The sequence below is a fragment of the Roseateles sp. genome (genome assembly GCF_047654785.1).
GTDB lineage: Bacteria > Pseudomonadota > Gammaproteobacteria > Burkholderiales > Burkholderiaceae_C > Pelomonas.
Genome location: NZ_JASGKQ010000003.1, coordinates 1,238,623 through 1,259,769 on the forward strand (window position 1 = coordinate 1,238,623; position 21,147 = coordinate 1,259,769).

A 21,147-nucleotide genomic window follows, 5' to 3' on the forward strand; every position below is an offset into this window, starting at 1 on the left:
GGGGGTGATGGGAGAGCGGGCGGTCAAGGCGTCACTCCTCGGCCTGGACGACGAACAGCAGCTGGTCCACGCCGGTGGGCAGGCGCACGCCGCCGTTGACGATCTCGGCCAGCGAGTTGCGGCTGAGCGGCACGCGCACGTCGGGCGGGGTGCCGGTGGCGGCCCCCGCGCCGGGCTTGAGCATCGCGCGGGCCTGGGTCAGCGTGACGCCGGTGCTGGCCTCGCCGCCGCGCGGCGCGGACACCAGCGCGAGCGCCGCGCCTTGCTCGAAGGCGCCGGCCAGGGCCTGCGGCATCGCCACGACGTTGGGCGCCAGGCCCGCCACCGGGCCGGTGGCGTCGCCGGGCAAGGCGGCTTCGGTCAGCGCGGGCACGGCCGGCAGGGTGCGCACGGCCTGCGCCACCACGGCCTTGACGGCGTTGTCCTGCACCGTGATCTGCAGCACCGTGTTGCCGCTGTCGGCGATGGCGTAGTGCGCGTCCTGCGCGGCGAACTGCGCGCGGATCTCGTAGACCCCGGCGTTGCGGATGGCGTCCACCTGCTGGCCGTCCTTCCAGATCGTGTAGGCCAGCGCGCCGGGCTCGGTGCCGGCCACCGTGTTGGCCCAGCTCTGCAGCACCAGCTGGTCGAGCTGCGCGGGGGTCACGAGGTCGGTGCCGTTGGCCGTGTAGAGCTTGCCCGGCTCGGCGCTGGCCAGGGTGTAGGTGAGCGGGCGGTGCAGCAGGTTGCCGGTGAGGCCCTGGCCGGCGCCGCCGGCCAGCTGGTAGTTGCCGGCGTCGGCACCGCCGAGGGCCAGGCCGGTGAGGGCCACGGGCTTGCCGCTGCCGGCCACCGTGTCGGCGAAGGCGGCGCTGTAGTCGAGGGCCAGCTGGTCGCCGGCGATGCGGTCGTCCGTGGCCTGCACGCTGGCGGCCAGCGTGCCGTCGAACACCTTGTCGGCGACGGTGAAGCTCAGCTGCAGCACGCGCGGGGTGATGAGCACGCTGCCGGTGGGCGAGCCGGCCAGCGCGTAGTTGGCGTTGCTCAGGCCCAGCGTGCCGGCGGACAGCGCCTGCGTGCCCACGCCCTTGCCGGCCAGCGCGGCGCTGCCGGTGAGGCTGGCCTGCTCGCCGGGCAGCACGCCACTGAGTTGCAGCAGGTCCAGCCCGGCCACGGCCGTGCCGTCGTAGGCCCGGCTGGCGCCGGCGATGGCGCTGACGGTGACGGGGCGGGCGGTGATGGTGACGTTGCCGGTGGGCGTGCTGCCCGTCAGCGTGTAGTTGCCGGCAGCCGTGCCGGTGAGCGCCAGGCCGCTGAAATCCGTGATGGCCTGGGTGCCGGCGTTGGCGCTGGCGAGGGTGGCGTTGCCGGCCACGGCCACGTTGTCGCCGGCCACGAGGTTGCCGATCTGCAGCAGGTTCACGCCGGCCAGCGCCGTGCCGTCGTAGACCCGGCTGGCGCCCGGCAGCACGCTCACGCTCACGGGCCGCGCGGTGATGGTCACGCTGCCGCTGGGCGTGTTGCCCGCCAGCGTGTAGTTGCCCGCAGCCGTGCCGGTGAGCGTCAAGGCCGTGAGGCCGGTGAGGGCCTGGGTGCCCACGTTGGGGCTGGCGAGCGTCGCGCCGCCGCCCACGGCCACGTCGTCGCCGGGCAGGAGGTTGCCGATCTGCAGCAGCTCCAGTCCGGCCAGCGCCGTGCCGTCGTAGGCCCGGCTGGCGCCGGCCACGACGGCCACGCTGACCGGGCGGGCGGTGATGGTGACGTTGCCCGTGGGCGTGCTGCCCACCAGCGTGTAGTTGCCGGCATGTGCGCCGGTGAGCGTCAGGCCGGTGACGCCGACGAGCGCCTGGCTGCCCACGCCGGATGCGGCCAGGGTGCCGGTGCCCGACAGGGCCACGCTCTCGCTGCCGACGATGTTGGTGATCTTCAGCAGCGCGTGGCCGGCGTCGGTGGTGGCGTCGTAGACGCGGCTGGCGCCGGCCACCGTGGTGAGGGCCACCGGGCGGGGCAGCACCAGGTAGCTCGATCCGTTGAGGGTGTAGTTGCCGTTGCTCAGGGCCAGCGTGCCGGCCGAGGCCAGGGTCTGCGTGCCCACGCCGGCGCCGGAGAGGGTGCCGCTGCCGGTGGCGGTGACGGTGTCGCCGGCCACCAGGTTCTGCACCACCAGGTCGGTGCCCGCGAAGGCGCTGGTGCCGTCGTAGGTCTTGCCGGCCTGCACCACGCGCGGGGTGATGGCGGTGCCGTCGGCGGCGAGCGTGACGCTGTAGTTGCCGGCCTTGCCGCCGTTCGTGCCGTCGGCCAGCGTGGCACCCACCTGCGCGGTGGCGCCGGCGTTGGCGGAGGTGAAGGTGGCGGTGGGCGTGAAGACCAGCGTCTCGCTGCCGACCAGGCCGCTGAGCGTGCCGCCGGTGGCGCTGCCGGTGCTTGTGCCGTCGTAGACCTTGGCGCCGACCGTGAAGCCGGTGATCGTCAGGGCCTTGGGCGTGACGGTGGCGGCCACGGGCTGGCCGGTGAGGGGCGTGAAGTCGTAGTCGCTGGGCAGGCCCGAGCCGGTGACGGCCAGGCCCGCCACGTCCACGCTGGCGGTGCGGCTGCCGGCGTCGGGGCTGTCGAGCACGCCGGTGACGCCGGTGAAGCTGAGCGAGTCGACTACGGCGCCGCCGGTGGCGGTGGCGGTGACGGTGGCGCCGGTGGTGCCGTCGTAGGCGCGTGTGGCCACGCTCAGGGCGGCCGTGACCGCGGCCTTGCTGACCTCGACCGTGCCGGTGGGCAGGGTGCTGCCCAGCGTGTAGTTGGTGTTGTTGAGCGTCAGGCCGCCGATGCTGCTGACCGAGCGCGTGCCGGCGTGCAGGGAGTCCAGCGTGGCCTGGCCGCCGAGGCTGACGCTGTCGCCGTTGACGGTGCCGGTGACGTTGAACAGGCCGGCCGCCGCCAGGGCGCTGCCGTTGTAGGCCCGCGTGGCGCCGCTGTTCACGGCCAGCGTCAGCGGGCGCGGGTTGACGGTGAACGCGCCGGTGGGCAGGGTCACGTCGTAGTCGGACGGGTCAACGCCGTTCCAGTTCAGCGTGAAGATGCTGGGCGTGCTGGCGTAGGCGTAGCTGCCGGCGTTCGTGGTGGAGGAGATCGCGGAGCCCCAGCTGACCGACAGGCAGCCCGAGCAGCCGGTGAGGCTCAGGCCCGACAGTGAGGGCAGCACGGTGTCGCCGTAGGTCATGCCCAGTGCGCTGGGCAGGGTCAGCGTGAGCGAGGTGGTGGTGGGTGGCGTCCAGGCCGCCTTGTGGAGCGGGTAGCCGTCATTGAGCGTGCTCTTGTGCAGCCAGGGGCCGGTGGCGCTGAAATCCCAGTTCGCGCCGGTGAACGTGGCCGGGTCCGTCATCTGGGCGGTGGTGCGCGAGCCGCTGCTGTTGGAGATCGTGTACACCATCCCCCCCGGGTCATAGGTGGTGTCCATCCACACAGTAGCCGCGCCGCTGACCGAGTTGTCCCAGAAACTGTCGGTGACGGTGACAGTCGAATCCCCAGAATTCATACTGACACTGCCGACAAAGGCTCCCGCGCCCGTCGGCACACTGCCCACGTGGTAGCTGCGCTCGATAGTGATTTCGGCGTAGGCACCCAAGAGTTTGGCGATCAATCCGCCACCGCCACACTCACAGCCGCCGGGGGCCGATACGTCGACGCGCGCGTAGGAATCGGCCACGTACACGTCGTTGAGGTTGGTGCCAACCAAGCCGCCTGCCCGAAAGGTTCCGACAACCGTGCCCTGGACCGAGCTGCGCACGATGCTGGCAGAGCCATAGCTGCCCACCCAGGCGACCAGCCCACCGCCATCTTGGCCGCCCGAGACACTCAGATTGGAGACGGAGACCCCTGAAATCCACACCGGACCCGTCGCATCCGCAACCAGGGCGGCTGCGGAAAACATCGTGCCGCTATTGCCATGGACGTTCACGCTGTCCAGGCGCAGGTCGCGCACCGTCAGGTTGCCTCGCGTTCCGCCAAAGAAGGCGGCTTTCGCGGTCGAGGCGCCCGCGATGTCGATGTTGCTGATCGTGTGCCCCAGCCCCGTGAACACCGTGGGCGTGTTGCTGCCCGCCACGGAGTTCGTGAAGCTGATGCTGTTGGCATCCATGTCCGCCCCCAGCGCCAGGTACGCGGTCACGGTGCTGGTGTTCAACGCGCCGATCAGGTCGGCGGTCGAGGTGTTGCCCAGCGCGCCCAGGCTGGTCACCACGGTGTAGGTGTTGGTGCTGCCGAGCCCGCCCGCCATCGTGGAAAAGTTCTGCCCGGCCTGCAGCGAGATCGGCGCCCACACGTAGTAGTCCGAGGCCTGCCCGCCGACCACGCCGTCGTTCGCCGCCTGCCCGTACTCCAGGGCCAGCTTGCCGCTGGCGCCCGTGGCGGTGATGGGCTTGTTGATGTAGATGTTGCGATCGGCCACCAGCGACAGCGTCGTGTTGGCCGACCAGTTCACCGCGTCGTTGACGAAGATGTCGCCGTTGCCGCTGGTGCCGCCGTTGATGCTCAGGATCCCGACATGGTTGTTGTTCAGCTGCGCCGACAGGGTGGCGCCGCTGATGTCGCCGCCGCTGGCGATGGTGTAGTCCTGCGGGTCGATCAGCCAGGTGCCGGTGCGGCCCTGCGCGGCCGCCGTGGTGATGCGCGCGCCGTCGGCGACCTTCACCTTCGCGGCGCTGGTCTCGATGAAGCCGCCATTCACACCACTCGCGCCGTCCGGCGCGCTGGCGTCCAGCGTGCCGCTGACCGTGGTCGTGCCGCGCTCCATGTCGCCCAGCAGCACGATCCGGCCCTCGTGCTCGGCGATGCTGCGCGCGCGGATCTCGCCGCTGTGGTTGACCATGCCGTCCAGCAGCCCTTCGGCCGCCTTGGCCGTGAGCAGCACCTCGCCGCCATCGGCCAGGATGGCGCCGCCGTTGGCCACCAGGCTGTCCAGCGCGCCCTGCTCCAGCGTCACGCCGACCAGCGAGCTGCCGTTGAAGTTCAGCGTGACCTGGTTGCCCGCGGCCAGTGCGACGTGGCCCAGCTTGGCCGAGATCACGCCGTCGTTGCGCACCTGCTGGCCGATCAGCGCCACGTAGCCGCCGTCGGCCGCATTGAGCGTGCCTTCGTTGACGACGCTACCGGCGCCGCTGCCGCTGAACGTGGCCTTGCCGGCCATGAAGTCCGCATCGCTCAGGTCGCGCGTGGAGGCCACCAGGCCGGCGGTATCGACGCGCGCGCCCTTGCCGAACAGCACGCCGTTGGGGTTGAGCACGAAGACCTGGCCGTTGGCCTTCAGCGCACCGTCGATGACGGAAGCCTGCTTGCCCGTCACGCGGTTCAACACCACGGCCTGCGCGTTGGGCTGCACGAAGTTGACGCTGGCGTCGCGCCCGATGGAGAAGTTCTGCCAGTCGATCGCCGCGCGCGGAGTGGTCTGCGTGACCGTCATCGCGCTGCCCTGCTGCGCGATGGCCGCACTGCCCGCCGTGACCTGTCCGCCGGTGGGCAACGTGCCCGGCCCGGCCGCGAAGGCCGCACTCGCGGCGGCAACCAGGCCGGCCGCGCCGGCGGCCTTGCCGCAGCTGCGCGCGGTCTCCGCGACGGCGACGAAGGCGCCCAGGCGCCGGTTCCAGACTTTGCGGTAGATGTGGTTCATACGGGCTGCACGAGAAGACAAGGAATCACGCGGCGCCACCCCCACCTGGGCGGTGGCGCGCGCATGTGAAAAACAGGTGCAGCCAGTATTCGGAAAACGCTCAGATCCGTATACGCGGATCGCGCAAACCTCTATACGGATTGCGCAGTCGCCCCCTGTTCCCGCGCCGAAAGGCGGGGAATGCGTGAGGAGTTCACAGCCCAAAAACGGCGGGTCGCGGCCGCCTGGCGGCTGCCTGAGCACGGCTGCCACGGCCGCACCGGGCGGGAAGGGCGCTACTGGAGCGGCGGCAGCCCGTGGCGCGCCCGGGCGCGGGCGCAGGCGTCGTCGCCCAGGCCCATGGGCGCGCGTTCGCCGAACTCCCGGCAGGGCGAGGGCCGCCATTCGTGGATGCCGCAGCCGGCCTTCACGCCGACGGTGCCGGTCAGCGCCGCGCAGCGCGGCGGCGTGTGGTCGGTGCCGCGCAGGCGCATGAGGCGGCCGGCGAGCGCCACGGCCAGCCCGTCCGGCACGCGGCCGCCTTTGCTTTGCAGTTCGCTGCGGTCGAAATCGACGCGGAAGCTCGCGCAGCAGGCGCCGCAGCGCAGGCAGGGGTTGTCGTGCATCGCGGCGGCGCGGGCCTCGGGGCCTGCCGTCAACTGGTGGCCGGCTGGCGCACGACGGTGACGGTGCAGTCCGACTCGGCCACCACCTGGCCGGAGACGCTGCCCAGGTAGCGCCGCAGCGCCGACGCGCCGCGCGCGCCCATGACGATGTGGTCCACGCCGTTGCGGCTGGCGAAGTCGATGATGGCGCCGGCCGCGTCGGGCGCTTCCAGCACGTGGAAGGTGAGCCGGCCGTCGGCCAGGTCCAGCGCCTTGCTGATGGGCCGCGCCCAGTGCTTGAGCGCGATGAGCTGCTTCACGTGCAGGCTCTGGCCGTGCTTGTCGGTCAGCTCGTCGATGCCGATACGGTTGGTCTTCATCACCGACACGCAGGCCAGCCGCGCGCCGGCCTCGGTCTGCACGATGCGGCGCACCGTTTCGCGCAGCTGGGCGAGCAGCTCGGGCGTGGCGTTGTCCACGTCCACGGCGGCCATGACGATGGGGCTGCGGGCGAGCTGCTCGCCCGCCGGCGGCACCGGCGCGGGCTCGGCGCCGAGCGCGAAGAACCAGCGCTTGAGCCGGCGCATCGCGCCGCTGGCCTGCAGCTTCTCGGCGCGCGCGGTCAGCACCACGCCCTCGGGCTCGCGCAGGTCCAGCGCGAGCTGCGCGGCGCTCTGGTAGCGGCGCTCGGGCTTGACCTCCAGGCAGTGCAGGATGACTTCCTGCAGCCATTTCGGCAGCTCGGGCCGGATCGCGCGCGGCGGCACCGGCTCGACGTAGAGCCGCCGCCGCAGCCCGCGCACGGAGTTGGGCTGGCCGAACGGCCGCTCGCCGGTGGCGAGGTGGTAGAGCATGACGCCGAGCGCGAACAGGTCGCTGCGCGGGTCGTTGCGCACGAACTGCACCTGCTCCGGGCTCATGTAGGGGCCGGTGCCCATGGGCAGCGTGAACTCTTCCTCCAGCAGGTCGGGCAGCTGTTCGTGGCGGCTGAGCCCGAAGTCCACCAGCACGGCCGTGCCGTCGGGCCGGAACATGATGTTGCTGGGCTTCACGTCCAGGTGCACGACGTGCTGGCGGTGCAGCGCCGCCAGCGCGGTGGCGACGCGGGCGCCGATGTCGGCCACTTCCTCGGGCGGCAGCGGCGCGTCGTCCAGCCGCGGGCGCAGCGAGTCGCCGGGGATGCGCTCCATGACGACGAAGGCCTGGCGCGTCCAGTCGCCGCGGGCGACGAAGCGCGGCACGTGCGGGCCGCTCAGCTGCGGCATCAGCATCTGCTCGACCTCGAAGCCGACGATGGTGGCGGGGTCTTCGCCGCCCTTGATGCGCGGCACCTTCATCAGCAGCTCGAAGCCGTCGTCGCTGCCGTCGGCGCGGGTGGCGCGCCACAGGTGCGCCATGCCGCCCTGGTGCAGCCGCTCTTCGAGCCGGAAGCCGTCCAGCAACTGGCCGGGCGCCAGCGGCGCGGCGGGGGCGGGCGGCGGCGGGGTGGCGGCCATCATTCGCCCAGGGCCAGCCGGCGCGCGAGGCGCTCGACGAGGGGCGGCGGCAGCGCGCTGGCGCGCAGCGCGGCGCAGGCGGCATCCACGTCGTAGGCGACGCGCCGGTAGCTCAGGCGGGCGTCTTCGAGCTCGGAGGCCGGCGGGTCCAGCAGCGCGTAGCAGGCGGCCGGGTTGCCGTCGCGCGGCTGGCCGCAGGAGCCGGGGATGACCAGCCACTGCCGGTGCCCCGGCAGCGGCACGGGCACGCCGGCCACGGGCCGGAACTCGCCCGCCTTGCCGGTGCCGGAGAGGTGGAAGAGCATGGGTTCGTGCATGTGGCCGCAGACCTGGATGCGCGCGGGGTGGGCGTGCAGGCTCTTCATGGCCTCGGCGCGGCCCTGCACGTACTCCCAGCCGCGCGGGTCGTAGGCGTTGGCGTGTACGAACAGGCAGTGGCCGGGCTCGCCGGGGGCCTGCATCGGCAACTGCGCGAGGAAGCGCAGCTGCGCCTCGCCGAGCTGGGCGCGCGTCCAATCGACGACGGCACGGGCGTCCGCGTGCATGCCCGGCGTGCTGCCGCGGACGACGGCTTCGTCATGGTTGCCCTGCACGGCGACGGCGCCCTCGGCGGCCAGCGCCATGGCCTGCTCGACGACCCAGGCCGGGTCCGCGCCGTAGCCGACGAAGTCGCCCAGCAGCGCGAAATGCGTGGCCCCCTGCGCCCGCGCGTCGGCGAGCACGGCCTCGAAGGCCTGGCGGTTGGCGTGGATGTCGGTGATGAAGGCCCAGCGCATCGGCGCAGCTTGCCATGCCGCGCTGACGCCGCGCCTACACCAACGCCTGCGCCATGTCAGCCGATGCGGCCGAGCAGCAGGTACTCCATGAGTGCCTTTTGCACGTGCATCCTGTTTTCCGCCTCGTCCCAGACCACCGACTGCGGCCCGTCGATGACCTCGGCGGCCACTTCCTCGCCGCGGTGCGCGGGCAGGCAGTGCATGAACAGCGCGTCCGGCTTGGCGCGGGCCATCATGGCCGCGTCCACGCACCAGTCGGCGAACGCGGCCTTGCGGGCCTCGTTCTCGGCCTCGTAGCCCATGCTGGTCCACACGTCGGTGGTGACCAGGTCGGCGCCGTCGCAGGCGTCGAGCGGGTCCGTGAAGACCTTGTAGCAGCCGGCGTCCTTCACGCCGGCCACGGCCGGGTCGATGCCGTAGCCGCTGGGCGTGCTGACGTGGACCGTGAAGCCCAGGATTTCCGCCGCCTGCAGCCAGGTGTTGGCCATGTTGTTGCCGTCGCCCACCCAGGCGACGACGCGGCCCTTCAGGCAGCCCATGTCGATCGCGCCGCGCCGGTCCATGCCGCGGTTCTCGATGAAGGTGAACAGGTCGGCCAGGATCTGGCAGGGGTGGTATTCGTTGGTCAGCCCGTTGATGACCGGCACCCGCGAATGCGCGGCGAAGCGTTCGAGCTTGCGCTGCTCGAAGGTGCGGATCATCACCAGGTCCACCATGCGGCTGATCACGCGCGCCGAGTCCTCGATGGGCTCGGCGCGGCCGAGCTGGCTGTCGCCGGTGGTCAGGTGCACGACCGAGCCGCCCATCTGGTACATGCCGGCTTCGAAGCTGACGCGGGTGCGGGTGCTGGCCTTCTCGAAGATCATGGCCAGCGTGCGGTCGGCCAGCGGCTGGTACTTCTCGTAGTTCTTGAAGCGCCGCTTGATGATGGCGGCGCGGTCGAACAGGTGGGCGTATTCCTCGGCGCGCAGGTCCTTGAACTGCAGGTAGTGACGCATCAGTCCGTCCCCCGGTTTCATGGCTTGGGCTGGGCCAGCAAGGCCTTGACCAGCGGCACCAGGCGGGCCGCGATCTCGCGCGCCTCGTCGTCCGTCAGGATCAGTGGCGGCAGCAGGCGGACGACGCGGTCGGCCGTCACGCTGATCAGCAGGCCGGCGTCCAGCGCCTGCGTCAGCAGCGCGCCGGCCGGGCGGTCCAGCTCGATGCCGAGCATCAGGCCCTGGCCGCGGATCTCGACGACGCCGGCCTCGCCGGCCAGGCCGTCGGCCAAGGCGCCGCGCAGCGTCGCGCCGACGGCCTCGGCGTTCGCCAGCAGGCCGTCCTCGGCCATGATCCTCAGCGTCTCGACGCCGGCCCGCATCGCCAGCGGGTTGCCGCCGAAGGTGGTGCCGTGGTTGCCGGCCTGGAGCACGCCGGCCGCGCGAGGGCCGCAGACCACGGCGCCGATGGGCACGCCCGAGCCCAGGCCCTTGGCCAGCGGCATCACGTCCGGCTGGATGCCGGCCCACTGGTGCGCGAACCACTTGCCGGTGCGGCCGACGCCGCACTGCACTTCGTCGAGCATCAGCAGCAGGTCGCGCGCGTCGCAGAGGCGGCGCAGCGCCTGCAGGAACTCGATGCGCGCCGGGTTGATGCCGCCTTCGCCCTGGATGGTCTCCAGGAAGATGGCCGTGATGTTGGGGTGGGCGGCGAGGGCGGCCTCGACGGCGGCGATGTCGTTCAGCGGCGCGCGCACGAAGCCCGGCACCAGCGGCGCGAAGCCGGCCTGGATCTTGGGGTTGGCCGTGGCCGACAGCGTGGCGAGCGAGCGGCCGTGGAAGGCGCCCTCGAACACCAGCACCTCGGGCGCCGGGTTGCTGCGGTCGTGGCCGAACTTGCGGGCGATCTTCAGCGCCGCCTCGTTGGCCTCCAGCCCGCTGTTGCAGAAGAAGACGTTGGCCAGGCCCGACAGCTCGCACAGCCGCGCGGCGAGCTGCTCCTGCAGCGGCACCCGGTAGTAGTTGCTCGTGTGGATGAGCTTGGCCACCTGGTCCTGCAGCGCCGGCACCAGGCGCGGGTGGTTGTGCCCCAGCGTGTTGACGGCGATGCCGCCGAGCGCGTCCAGCAATCGTCGGCCCTGGGTGTCCCAGACCCAGCAGCCCTGGCCGTGCGACAGGGCGACGGGCAGGCGGCCGTAGGTCGGCATCACATGGGGTTCGGACGAGGAGGGGACAGCGTTCATCGGGTCTCCGTGACAGGTTTGGGGAACGGTGGGCTTTTGATTCTAGGGTCGGCGCCCGGGCGCATGCTGCGCCGCAACAGGCAGCCCGGGGGCAGGGCACAATAGCCGCCTTTCGCAGCGGTTTCCGCTGTACCTGCGAAGCCTCCCTGCCCATGACCGTTGCCAAGCCGCCGCGCGAAGTCTTCATCCAAGGCGTGACCCTGGACGGCAAGACCTTCCGCCCGAGCGACTGGGCCGAACGGCTGGCCGGCGCGATGTCCAGCTTCCGCCCCGGCGGCGTGCGGCCTGGCATCGGCGCCCACATCGGCTACTCGCCGCTGTGCGTGCCCCGGGTCATCAACGGCGTGAAATGCGTGATCGTCAACGAGGAGCTCAGGCAGCTCGAACCGATGGCCTGGGACTTCGTCATGAACTTCGCGCGCGACAACAGCCTGCAGGTCGCCGAGGCCTGCCTGCTGCCCGAAGACCCGCCGGGCGTCTGATTTCCCACGGTTTTCCCGCATCTGGGCGGGGGGCACGGGGGCCGGGCGGGCCGGCCCGCCGCTATCCTGGGCGACTTTTTTCGAGCCGCCCGATGAACCCCAGCGCCGCCCCCGCCGCCGCTTCGCCCCTGCCGCTGGCCACGCTGGCGGCGAGCGGGCCTGCGGGCGCGGCCGGCGGGCCGGTCTGGGTGCTGCTGCGCGGGCTGTCGCGCGAGAGCGGGCACTGGGGCGTCTTCCCCGAGCACCTGCTGCGCGAACTGCGCGAGCTGCACCCCGCGTCGCGGCTGCTGATGATGGACCTGCCGGGCACCGGCACGCTGCGCCGCCAGGCCAGCCCGACGCAGGTGTCTGCCATCGTCGATGCCTGCCGCGCCGAACTGCAGCGCTGCGGCGTGCAGGGGCCGGTGTCGCTGGTGGGCATGTCGCTGGGGGCCGCGGTGCTCAGCGACTGGGCGAACCGGCACCCCGGCGAGGTCGAGGCCGGCGTGCTCATCAACCCCAGCCTGCGGCCGTTCAGCGAGACCTTCCGCCGGCCGCGGACGCTGAACTACCTGGGGCTGCTGCTGCTGTCGCTGAGCCGCTTCAGCGCCCGCGCGCGCGAGGAGCGTGTGCTGAGCCTGACGACGCGGCTGACGCCACCGCAGGCGGTCATCGACCGCTGGCTGGAGCTGCAGCGCGAGCATCCGCTGGGCGTGCGTAACACGGCGCGCCAGCTGCTGGCGAGCCTGCGCTACCGCGCCAGCCGCACGCGCCCGGCGGCGCCGATGCTGCTGCTGTGCAGCAAGGCCGACCGGCTGGTGGACTGGCGCTGCTCGCAGGCCATCAGCCGCGCCTGGGGGGCGCCGCTGCGCCTGCACACCCGGGCCGGGCACGACCTGCCGCTGGACGACCCGCAATGGGTGGCCCGCTCCGTCGCGGAGTGGCTGCGGGACCGCAGCATCCAGGGGGTGGGGCCGGGTGAGTGGCATTGAGGTTGGCCCCTCGCCCAACCTCGCCTCGCTGAACGCGGGCCGGTGCTCGGCCCGCACGCCGCAGTAGCAAGCCCCGGCGGCGCGGCGGAAATGCAAAAGGCCCGCTTTCGCGGGCCTTCGGCTTGCACCAGAGCTGGATTGGGTCTTAGGCGGCGAGCGCCTTGATCTTGGCGGACAGGCGGCTCTTGTGGCGAGCAGCCTTGTTCTTGTGGAAGATGCCCTTGTCGGCGACGGAGTCGATGACGGCCTGGGCGGTCTTGAACAGGTCGGCGGCCTTGGACTTGTCGCCGGCCGTCACGGCCTTTTGCACGTTCTTGATGACCGTACGGAATTTGGAGCGCAGTGCCGTGTTGGCGGCGTTGAGCTTGACGTCCTGGCGGGCGCGCTTGCGGCCCGATGCCAGGCGAACCGTCTTCTTCTTGGCTTTGGAGCTGGTTGCCATGCTGTATCTATACCCAGTTGGTGCAAAGACAGCGAGTATAGCCCGATTCTGGAGATGAAGCCAAGCGGCCGGCGTCCATGCCGCGAGGGCGCCCTGGGCGGCACGGATAATCCGCCGCCATGAACCTGCTGCGCGCCGCGTCCACGATCTCCCTGCTGACCCTGGCCTCGCGCATCGCCGGGCTCGTCCGTGAAACCATGGTGGCCGGCCTGTTCGGCGCCACCGCGATGACCGACGCCTTCCTGGTCGCGTTCCGCATCCCGAACCTGCTGCGCCGGCTGTTCGCCGAGGGCGCGTTTTCGCAGGCCTTCGTGCCGCTGCTGGCCGCCACGCGGGCCACCGAGGGCGAGGCCGCGACGCAGCGGCTGATCGACGCCGTGGCCACCGTGCTGCTGTGGGCGCTGGTGGCGACCTGCGTGCTCGGCGTCGTCGCCGCGCCGGTGCTGGTGTGGCTGCTGGGCTCGGGCCTGCCGGACGAGGCCTTCGAGGCGTCCGTGGTCATGACGCGCTTCATGTTCCCGTATATCGGCTGCATGTCGCTGGTGGCGCTGTCCGCCGGCATCCTGAACACCTGGCGCCGCTTCGCCGTGCCGGCGGCCACGCCGGTGCTGCTCAACCTCAGCGTCATCGCCGCCGGCTGGCTGCTGGCCGGGCCGCTGCAGCGCGCGGGCTACCCGGGCATCTACGCGATGGCCATCGGCGTCATGCTGGGCGGCGTGCTGCAGCTGCTGGCGCAGTGGCCGGCGCTGCGGGCCATCGGCGTGCTGCCGCGCATGCGGCTGAGCTGGCGCGGACTGCAGGAGTCGCGCCGCCATCCGGGCGTGGGCAGCGTGCTGCTGCGCATGGGGCCGGCGCTGCTGGGCGTGGGCGTGTCGCAGCTGTCGCTGATGATCAACACGCAGATCTCCAGCCACCTGGCCGAGGGCGCGACCTCGTGGCTGAACTACGCCGACCGGCTGATGGAGTTCCCGATCGGCCTGCTGGGCGTGGCGCTCAGCGCGGTGCTGACGCCGCAGCTGTCCGCCGCGCAGGCGTCCGGCGAGGCGGGCCGCTACAGCCGGCTGCTGGACTGGGGCCTGCGCATGGTGGTGCTGCTGGCGCTGCCCTGCGCGGTGGCGCTGCTGGTGTTCGCGGCGCCGCTGACGGCGGTGCTCTACCACCGCGGCGCGTTCACCGCGAACGACGTGGCGCACACCGCGCAATCCGTGATGGGCTGGGGCGTGGGCCTGCTGGGGCTGCTGGCCATCAAGGTGCTGGCGCCGGGCTTCTACGCGCGGCAGGACACCGGCACGCCGGCCCGCATCGCCGTCGCGGTGTTGCTGCTGACGCAGGCGTTCAACGCCGCGCTGGTGCCCTGGCTGGGCGTGGCGGGGCTGGCGCTGTCGATCGGCCTGGGCGCGCTGGTCAACGCCGGCTGGCTGCTGTGGGGGCTGAAGAAGCTGGGCAGCTACCGCCCGGAGCCGGGCTGGCTGGCGTTCGGCCTGCGCGTGGCGCTGGGCTGCGCGGCGATGGCGGCGCTGCAGTGGGGGCTGGCCACGCGGGTGGACTGGATCGGCCTGGGCCGGCACGAGCTGCAGCGCGGCCTGGTCATGGCCGCCAGCCTGGCGGGCAGCGCGGCGGTCTATTTCGCGGTGCTGCGGCTGTCCGGCATGAAGCTGCGCGCGCTGGCCCGCCCCGCCTGATGAAGTTCGCGCTGCCCACGCCGCTGGAGCACTTCGCCACGCTGGTGGCCCAGGACCAGGGGCTGAACCTGCTGGAAGCCGCCGCCAGCCTGGCGCAGGACGATCATCCGCGCCTGGACCTGCAGGCCGTGCTGGCCGGGGTGGACGACCTGGCGCGCCGGCTGCGCGAGCGCCTGGCGCCCGGGGCCGGGCCGCCCGAGCGGCTGCGCGCGCTGGTCCGCTTCTTCCATGGCGAACTGGGTTTCGCCGGCAACCCGAACGACTGCTACGCGGCCGACAACAGCTATCTGCACCGCGTGCTGCAGACCCGGCGCGGCCTGCCCATCGCGCTGGCCGTGCTGCTGCTGGAGCTGGGCGCGCAGGCCGGCCTGCGCATGGCGGGCGTGGGGTTCCCGGGGCATTTCCTCGTCAAGTGCCGCATCGGCCTGGGCGAGGTGGTGCTGGACCCGCTGACCGGCGAGACCCTGTCGGCCGCGCGGCTGGAGGAGCGCCTGGCCGTCTACCGGCGGGGCAGCGCGCTGCCGGCCGACCTGGACCCGCCGCTGGCCTTCTTCCTGCGCGCCGCCACGCCGCGGCAGATCCTGGCGCGCATGCTGCGCAACCTGAAGGAGGTGCACCGCGCCGCGCAGGACGGGCCGCGCCTGCTGGCGGTGCAGCGGCGCCTGGTCGCGCTGCTGCCGGACGACCCGGCCGAGCGGCGCGACCGCGGCCTGCTGCTGGCCGCGCTCGGCGAGCGGGCCGCCGCCGCCCGGGACCTGGCCTTCTACGTCTCGCGCTGCGCCGAGGCGCCCGACGCCGGCGCGCTGCGCGCGCGGCTGGCGGTGCTGCAGCGCCCGCCGCCGCATCAGTGACAATCCCGCGCCCGCCCGTCCACCACACGCCCATGAGGCAGATCCCGCTCGCGCTGCTGGCGCCCCCGGCGCACAGCTTCGACAACTTCCTGCCCGGCGCCAACGCCGAGGCGCTGGCCTACCTGCTGGGCCTCAAGCCCGGCGACCCGCCCGTGCTGCTGTGGGGCCCGGCCGGCGCCGGCAAGACCCATCTGCTGCAGGCGCTGGCCCAGCGCTGGCAGGCCGCCGGCCAGCGCGCCGCCTGGTACGACGCCGACACCCCCCTGCCCTGGGAGCTGCCCGCCCACGACAGCCTGCTGCTGCTGGACGACTGCCACCGCTTCGATGCCGGCCGGCAGCATGCCGCGTTCGCGCTGTTCGTGGCCTCGGCGGGGCAGGGCTATACCGTCGTCGCGTCCGCCGACGCGCCCGCCGTGGACCTGCCGCTGCGCGAGGACCTGCGCACCCGGCTCGGCTGGGGGCCGAGCTTCCAGCTCGCGCCGCTGCGCGAAGCCGAGATGCGCGCCGCGCTGCGCCGCGAGGCCGACCGGCGCGGCCTGCTGCTGGGCGACGACGTGCTGGGCTATTTGCTCACCCGCTTCGAGCGCAACCTCAAAGGGTTGATGGCGCTGCTCGAACGGCTGGACGCGTTCGCGCTGTCCGCCAAGCGCGCGCTGACGCTGCCGCTGCTGAAGGCCATGCTGGCCGACGAAAAAATCGACTCTGACCCCAATTTATGAATCTGACGCTTTTCGACCTGGATGGGACGCTGATCCCGGTGGACTCCGACCATGCCTTCGGCGCCTTCATGGTGGAGGTCGGCTGGGCGGACGGCGCCGCCTGGGGGGCCAGGAACGACGAGTTCTTCGCGCAGTACAACGCCGGCACGCTGGACCTGCCGGCCTATGTCGATTTCGCCACGTCGGCCTGGCGGTCGCGGCCGCTGGCCGACGCGCTGGCGATGCGCGAGCGCTTCATGGCCGAGGTGATGCGGCCGGCGCTGCGGCCCGAGGCCGTCGCGCTGATCCAGCGGCACCGCGATGCGGGCGACCTGATCGCGCTGGTCACCGCGACCAACGAATTCGTCACCGCGCCGATCTGCGAGGCCTTCGGCATCGAGCACCTGATCGCCGTGCAGCTGCAGCGCGACGGCGCCGGGCGCTACACCGGCGCGATCCGCGGCGTGCCCAGCTTCCGCGAGGGCAAGATCGCGCGCGTCGACGACTGGCTGCGGGGCCTCGGGGCACAATGGCGCGATTTCGGGCGGGTGACCTTCTACAGCGACTCGACCAACGACCTGCCCCTGCTCGAACGCGCCAGCCACCCGGTGGCCACCAACCCCAGCCCGTCGCTCGCCCGCATCGCCGCCGAGCGCGGCTGGCCCCAGCTCCAACTCTTCGCATGATCAAGAAGTTCATCGACAAGCTGCTCGGCAAGCCCGCGGCGCCGTCCCGGAAAGCCAGCCCGCTGGGCCGGCGCGTCGAAATCGGCGCCGATGTCCACGGCATCGACCCCACGCTGCTCGACGAGCGCGCCGTCAAGGTCGTCAAGACGCTGACCGACACCGGCTTCGAGGCCTACATCGTCGGCGGCGCCGTGCGCGACCTGCTGCTGGGCGTGCGGCCCAAGGACTTCGACGTCGCCACCAACGCGACGCCCGAGCAGGTCAAGGGCCTGTTCCGCCGCGCCTTCATCATCGGCCGGCGCTTCCGCATCGTCCACGTCGTCTACGGCCGCGGCCGCGAGCACGAGGTCATCGAGGTGTCGACCTTCCGCGCGCTGCCGACCGAATCGGAGGCCGTGGCCGGCAACGAGAAGACCGCCAAGGCCGAGCTGGATGGCAAGCACCACGCCGTGGACGCCAGCGGCCGCGTGCTGCGCGACAACGTCTGGGGCCCGCAGATCGAGGACGCCGCGCGCCGCGACTTCACCGTCAACGCGATGTACTACGACCCGGTGCGCTGCCTGGTCGTCGACTACCATGGCGGCCTGGCCGACGCCCGCGCCAAGCTGCTGCGCATGATCGGCGACCCCGAGACCCGCTACCGCGAAGACCCGGTGCGCCTCGTCCGCGCGGTGCGCTTCGCGGCCAAGCTCGGCTTCGCGCTGGAGAAGAAGACGCTGGCGCCGGTGCGCGCCTGCGTCCCGCTGCTGGCCAACGTGCCGGCCTCGCGGCTGTTCGACGAGATGATCAAGCTGCTGCAGACCGGCCACTCGCTGGCCAGCCTGGTGCAGCTCAAGCAGCTCGGCCTCGTCGGCCCGGGCGGCAAGGGCAGCTTCGCCGTGCTGGACGCGATGCTGACCGAGGCCGGCGACCTGCCCGACGGCGTGCGCGGCGCCTTCCTGCGCCAGGCCTTCGAGGACACCGACCGCCGCGTCGCCGAGGGCCGCGGCGTCAGCCCCAGCTTCATGCTGGCCTGCATGCTGTGGCACGAGGTGCTGGAGCGCTGGACGCAGAACCGCGCCGCCGGCGAGCCGCCGGTGCCGGCGCTGGCCCAGGCCATCGACGCGGTGTTCGACGCCCGCATCGGCGACATCTCCGGCCGCGGCAAGCTGGCCGCCGACATGCGCGAGATCTGGATGATGCAGACCCGCTTCGAGCGCCGCAGCGGCTCGGGCGTGTTCAGCCTCGTCGAGCAGCCGCGCTACCGCGCCGGCTTCGACTTCCTGCGCCTGCGCGCCGACGTCGGCGAGATCGACCCCGCGCTGGCCGACTGGTGGGAGGACTTCGCGCTCGGCAGCGACGACGACCGCCAGGCGCTGCTGGCCGACGCCCGCGCCAGCCAGCAGAAGCCGCCCCGCGCCGTGCGCGCGCCGCGCCCGCCGGCGGATGAGGCGGCCGAGACGGCCGCAACGCCGGACGGCGACGAGGCCGCCGCGGCCGACGCCCCGGCCAGGAAGCGCCGCCGCCGTCGCCGCAAGCCCGCCGGCGGCGGGGAGGGCGCCCCGGCGCCCGGCGCCGAGTGAGCGCGCGCGCCTACGTCGGCCTCGGCGCCAACCTGGGCGCGGACCTGTCCGCCACGCTGGCCCGCGCGGCCGGCGAACTGGCCGCGCTGCCCGGCACGCGGCTGGCCGCGCTGTCCAGCGCCTGGCGCAGCGCGCCGGTGGAAGCCGGCGGCCCGGACTTCCTGAACGCCGTCGCTGCGCTGGACACCGCGCTGGCGCCGCTGGCGCTGCTCGACGCGCTGCAGGCGATCGAACAGGCCCACGGCCGCGAGCGGCCCTACCGCAACGCGCCCCGCACGCTGGACCTGGACCTGCTGCTGTACGCCGACCTCGTGCTCGACACCCCGCGGCTGACGCTGCCGCACCCGCGCCTGGGCGAGCGCGCCTTCGTGCTGCGGCCGCTGCTGGAGATCGCGCCCGGCCTGGCCCACCTGGCCGCCCCGGCGGCCGCGGGCGGCGGCTGGCGGGCGCAGCGCATCGAATGCGCCGGCCCGCTGCCCGGGTCACCCTGACCCCGAAAGGCCCCGCGATGTTCTCGACCCCCGCCGGCTGGCAGACCCTGGGCCTGCTGCTGCTGTCCAATGTGTTCATGACCTTCGCCTGGTACGGCCACCTCAAGGGGCTGGCCGGCAAGCCGTGGCTGGTCGCCGCGCTCCTCAGCTGGGGCATCGCGCTGTTCGAGTACCTGCTGCAGGTGCCGGCCAACCGCATCGGCCACGGTGCCGGCTTCAGCCTGGCGCAGCTGAAGATCACGCAGGAGGTCATCACGCTGGCCGTCTTCGTGCCCTTCAGCCTGTTCTACATGGGCGAGCCGCTGAAGCTGGATTTCCTGTGGGCCGGCCTGTGCCTGATGGGCGCCGTGTACTTCATCTTCCGGTCGGCTTGATCCTGGCCGGTAACCCCGGGCCGCTAAACTCCGCGCCTTTCCGGAATCCAAGGACGTCCATGCTGTTCGGCAAGCTGCTGCCCCGCGAGGGCAATTTTTTTGAGCTGTTCAACGAGCACGGCGGCTTCATCGCGGAAGGCTCGCGGGCCTTCCTGAAGATGATCGAGAACTACGCCGACACGGAGCAGCGCCAGCGCTACGCGGATGAAGTCGACCGGGCCGAGCACGCCGCCGACCGCGTCACCGCCGAGGTGAACCGGCTGCTGCACCGCACCTTCATCACGCCCATCGACCGTGAGCAGATCCACAGCCTGATCAATGCGATGGACGACATCCTGGACCTGCTGCAGGACTCGTCCGAAACGCTGTCGCTGTACGACGTGCGCGCCGTGCCCGAGCCGGTGCTGCAGCTGGCGACGCTGTCGGTGCGCTGCTGCGAGCGCGTGCAGCACGCCGTCACGCTGCTGCCCAACCTGAGCAAGCCGGCCACCACCGAGGCGGCGATCAAGACCTGCGAGGAGATCGACCGCCTGGAGTCCGACGCCGACCGCGTGATGCGCTCGGCCATGTCGCACCTGTTCCGCGAGGAGCCGGACGTGCGCGAGCTGATCAAGCTCAAGGCGATCTACGAGCAGCTCGAATCCATCTCCGACCGCTGCGAGGACGTGGCCAACCTGATCGAGGGCATCGTCCTCGAGAACTCCTGAACATCGCCCATGGCATCCGCTGAGATCGCCTTCTGGGTGGTGGCCCTGCTCGTCGCGCTGGCGCTGCTGTTCGACTTCATGAACGGCTTCCACGACGCGGCCAACTCCATCGCCACCGTCGTCTCCACCGGCGTGCTCAAGCCGCAGCAGGCCGTGCTGTTCGCGGCTTTCTTCAACGTCGTGGCCGTCGCCATCTTCCAGCTGCACGTGGCGGCCACCATCGGCAAGGGCATCGTCGAGCCCGGCGTCGTGGACCACCACGTCGTCTTCGGCGCGCTGATCGGCGCCATCGCGTGGAACGCCATCACCTGGTGGTGGGGCATCCCGTCGAGTTCGTCGCATGCGCTGATCGGCGGCATCGCCGGCGCCGTGGTCGCCAAGGCCGGCCCGTCGGCGCTGGTGGCCGGCGGCATCTGGAAGACCGTCGCCTTCATCATCGTGTCGCCGCTGCTGGGCTTCGTGCTGGGCTCGCTGATGATGGTGCTCGTGGCCTGGATCTGCCGGCACACCTCGCCGCTGCGCGTGGACCGCTGGTTCCGCCGGCTGCAGCTGGTGTCGGCCGGCCTGTACAGCCTGGGCCACGGCGGCAACGACGCGCAGAAGACCATCGGCCTGATCTGGATGCTGCTGATCGCCGCCGGCATGGTCGGCGTGGGCGAGGCGGCGCCGCCGACCTGGGTCATCGTCGCCTGCTACGTGGCCATCGGCATGGGCACCATGTTCGGCGGCTGGCGCATCGTGCAGACCATGGGCCAGCGCATCACCAAGCTCAAGCCCGTGGGCGGCTTCTGCGCGGAGACGGGCGGCGCGATCACGCTGTTCGTCGCCACCGCGCTGGGCGTGCCGGTGTCCACCACGCACACCATCACCGGCGCCATCGTCGGCGTGGGCTCGGTGCGGCGGGCCTCGGCCGTGCGCTGGGGCGTGGCGGGCAGCATCGTGTGGGCGTGGATCTTCACGATCCCGGCCGCCGCCGTGATGGCCGCGATCTGCTACCAGCTCAGCTTCGTCTTCTACTGACCGGCCTGCGACTCGAAGTAGCGCTGGGCGCTGAAGGCCACGGTGGCCATCAGCGCGGTGCCGCCGAAGAAGACGCACAGCACCACGCCGATCACCGCCGCCCAGCCGCCCGTGGCGGCCGGCCGGCCGCGGTTGAAGCGCGCGTTCCAGTGCTCGTCCGGCGTCAGCCCGTAGACGATGCCGCCCAGCAGCGCCGCCACCAGGCTGGCGCCCAGCAGCGGGATCAGCGCCCAGGCCAGGCGGTCGTCCTGGCCGAGATGCTCCATGCGCTGCAGGCCGGCCAGGCCCAGCAGCGTCGGCAGCGGGAAGGCCCAGCCCCAGCGGTCCCGCAGGCCGAACAGGTAGAAGCGGTGCAGGCCGAACACGCCCACCAGCAGCGCCAGCCAGGTGGCGACCGCCTTGTGCTTGCTGCCGCTGCTCATGGGTGCCCCCTTCGGCCTGCGGCCTGTCCCCCCGAGGGGGAGCG

General features: G+C 72.3%; 19 protein-coding genes. 11 read left to right on the plus strand and 8 right to left on the minus strand.

Annotated elements, in window-relative coordinates:
* Nucleotides 1–31: 31 nt before the first annotated feature.
* The 6 genes from QM788_RS14775 to QM788_RS14800 form a co-directional block, all read right to left on the minus strand.
* The gene (locus QM788_RS14775; protein ID WP_415662220.1) at nt 32–5,638 is read right to left on the minus strand and encodes a YDG domain-containing protein; all 5,607 of its coding nucleotides are present in this window, start codon (nt 5,636–5,638) and stop codon (nt 32–34) included.
* 275 nt (nt 5,639–5,913) lie between these two features.
* Nucleotides 5,914–6,243, minus strand: coding sequence for a YkgJ family cysteine cluster protein (locus QM788_RS14780; protein WP_415662993.1), 330 nt, complete (start codon nt 6,241–6,243; stop codon nt 5,914–5,916).
* Nucleotides 6,244–6,272: 29 nt separating this feature from the next.
* The gene (locus QM788_RS14785) at nt 6,273–7,721 is read right to left on the minus strand and encodes a protein kinase domain-containing protein (protein ID WP_415662221.1); all 1,449 of its coding nucleotides are present in this window, start codon (nt 7,719–7,721) and stop codon (nt 6,273–6,275) included.
* On the minus strand, nt 7,718–8,494 hold the full coding sequence (locus QM788_RS14790; protein ID WP_415662222.1) for a metallophosphoesterase family protein: 777 nt from the start codon (nt 8,492–8,494) through the stop codon (nt 7,718–7,720). Before QM788_RS14790 ends, QM788_RS14785 begins: the two co-directional genes overlap by 4 nt.
* Before the next feature lie 56 nt (nt 8,495–8,550).
* Nucleotides 8,551–9,513, minus strand: coding sequence for an ornithine carbamoyltransferase (argF, locus tag QM788_RS14795; protein WP_415662223.1), 963 nt, complete (start codon nt 9,511–9,513; stop codon nt 8,551–8,553).
* Nucleotides 9,510–10,715: an aspartate aminotransferase family protein gene (locus tag QM788_RS14800; RefSeq protein ID WP_415662224.1), complete on the minus strand. Its 1,206-nt coding sequence runs from the start codon at nt 10,713–10,715 to the stop codon at nt 9,510–9,512. Before QM788_RS14800 ends, argF begins: the two co-directional genes overlap by 4 nt.
* 152 nt (nt 10,716–10,867) lie before the next feature.
* Between QM788_RS14800 and QM788_RS14805 the strand changes: the two genes are divergently transcribed.
* Nucleotides 10,868–11,197 (plus strand): DUF3579 domain-containing protein, encoded by a 330-nt coding sequence (locus tag QM788_RS14805; protein WP_415662225.1) that lies wholly within the window; start codon nt 10,868–10,870, stop codon nt 11,195–11,197.
* Between the two features lie 92 nt (nt 11,198–11,289).
* The gene (locus tag QM788_RS14810; RefSeq protein ID WP_415662226.1) at nt 11,290–12,168 is read left to right on the plus strand and encodes an alpha/beta fold hydrolase; all 879 of its coding nucleotides are present in this window, start codon (nt 11,290–11,292) and stop codon (nt 12,166–12,168) included.
* Nucleotides 12,169–12,313: 145 nt separating this feature from the next.
* On the opposite strand, the gene rpsT is transcribed toward QM788_RS14810, so the two are convergent.
* Nucleotides 12,314–12,610 carry a 30S ribosomal protein S20 gene (gene rpsT, locus QM788_RS14815; protein ID WP_268152380.1) on the minus strand — a complete coding sequence of 99 codons (297 nt, stop codon included), beginning with the start codon at nt 12,608–12,610 and terminating at the stop codon, nt 12,314–12,316.
* A gap of 119 nt (nt 12,611–12,729) precedes the next feature.
* On the opposite strand from rpsT, the gene murJ reads away from it, so the two are divergent.
* From murJ to QM788_RS14860, 9 genes are read left to right on the plus strand one after another with little or no spacing between them, the layout of a single operon-like run.
* Complete coding sequence (gene murJ / locus QM788_RS14820) at nt 12,730–14,292, plus strand: murein biosynthesis integral membrane protein MurJ (RefSeq protein ID WP_415662227.1); 1,563 nt, start codon at nt 12,730–12,732, stop codon at nt 14,290–14,292.
* Complete coding sequence (locus tag QM788_RS14825) at nt 14,292–15,143, plus strand: SirB1 family protein (protein WP_415662228.1); 852 nt, start codon at nt 14,292–14,294, stop codon at nt 15,141–15,143. Before murJ ends, QM788_RS14825 begins: the two co-directional genes overlap by 1 nt.
* A gap of 32 nt (nt 15,144–15,175) precedes the next feature.
* Nucleotides 15,176–15,862: a DnaA regulatory inactivator Hda gene (gene hda / locus QM788_RS14830; RefSeq protein ID WP_415662229.1), complete on the plus strand. Its 687-nt coding sequence runs from the start codon at nt 15,176–15,178 to the stop codon at nt 15,860–15,862.
* Nucleotides 15,859–16,527, plus strand: coding sequence for an HAD family hydrolase (locus QM788_RS14835; protein WP_415662230.1), 669 nt, complete (start codon nt 15,859–15,861; stop codon nt 16,525–16,527). Before hda ends, QM788_RS14835 begins: the two co-directional genes overlap by 4 nt.
* Nucleotides 16,524–18,089: a polynucleotide adenylyltransferase PcnB gene (pcnB, locus tag QM788_RS14840; protein WP_415662231.1), complete on the plus strand. Its 1,566-nt coding sequence runs from the start codon at nt 16,524–16,526 to the stop codon at nt 18,087–18,089. Before QM788_RS14835 ends, pcnB begins: the two co-directional genes overlap by 4 nt.
* The gene (gene folK, locus QM788_RS14845; RefSeq protein WP_415662232.1) at nt 18,086–18,580 is read left to right on the plus strand and encodes a 2-amino-4-hydroxy-6-hydroxymethyldihydropteridine diphosphokinase; all 495 of its coding nucleotides are present in this window, start codon (nt 18,086–18,088) and stop codon (nt 18,578–18,580) included. The genes pcnB and folK overlap by 4 nt, the downstream gene beginning before the upstream one ends.
* Nucleotides 18,581–18,597: 17 nt before the next feature.
* Complete coding sequence (locus tag QM788_RS14850) at nt 18,598–18,954, plus strand: DMT family protein (RefSeq protein ID WP_415662233.1); 357 nt, start codon at nt 18,598–18,600, stop codon at nt 18,952–18,954.
* A gap of 59 nt (nt 18,955–19,013) precedes the next feature.
* On the plus strand, nt 19,014–19,661 hold the full coding sequence (locus QM788_RS14855; RefSeq protein ID WP_415662234.1) for a DUF47 domain-containing protein: 648 nt from the start codon (nt 19,014–19,016) through the stop codon (nt 19,659–19,661).
* A gap of 9 nt (nt 19,662–19,670) precedes the next feature.
* Nucleotides 19,671–20,681, plus strand: coding sequence for an inorganic phosphate transporter (locus QM788_RS14860; protein WP_415662235.1), 1,011 nt, complete (start codon nt 19,671–19,673; stop codon nt 20,679–20,681).
* Here the strand turns inward: QM788_RS14860 and QM788_RS14865 are convergent.
* Nucleotides 20,675–21,103, minus strand: coding sequence for a hypothetical protein (locus tag QM788_RS14865; protein WP_415662236.1), 429 nt, complete (start codon nt 21,101–21,103; stop codon nt 20,675–20,677). The two genes, QM788_RS14860 and QM788_RS14865, sit on opposite strands and share 7 nt — an antisense overlap.
* Nucleotides 21,104–21,147 lie beyond the last annotated feature (44 nt).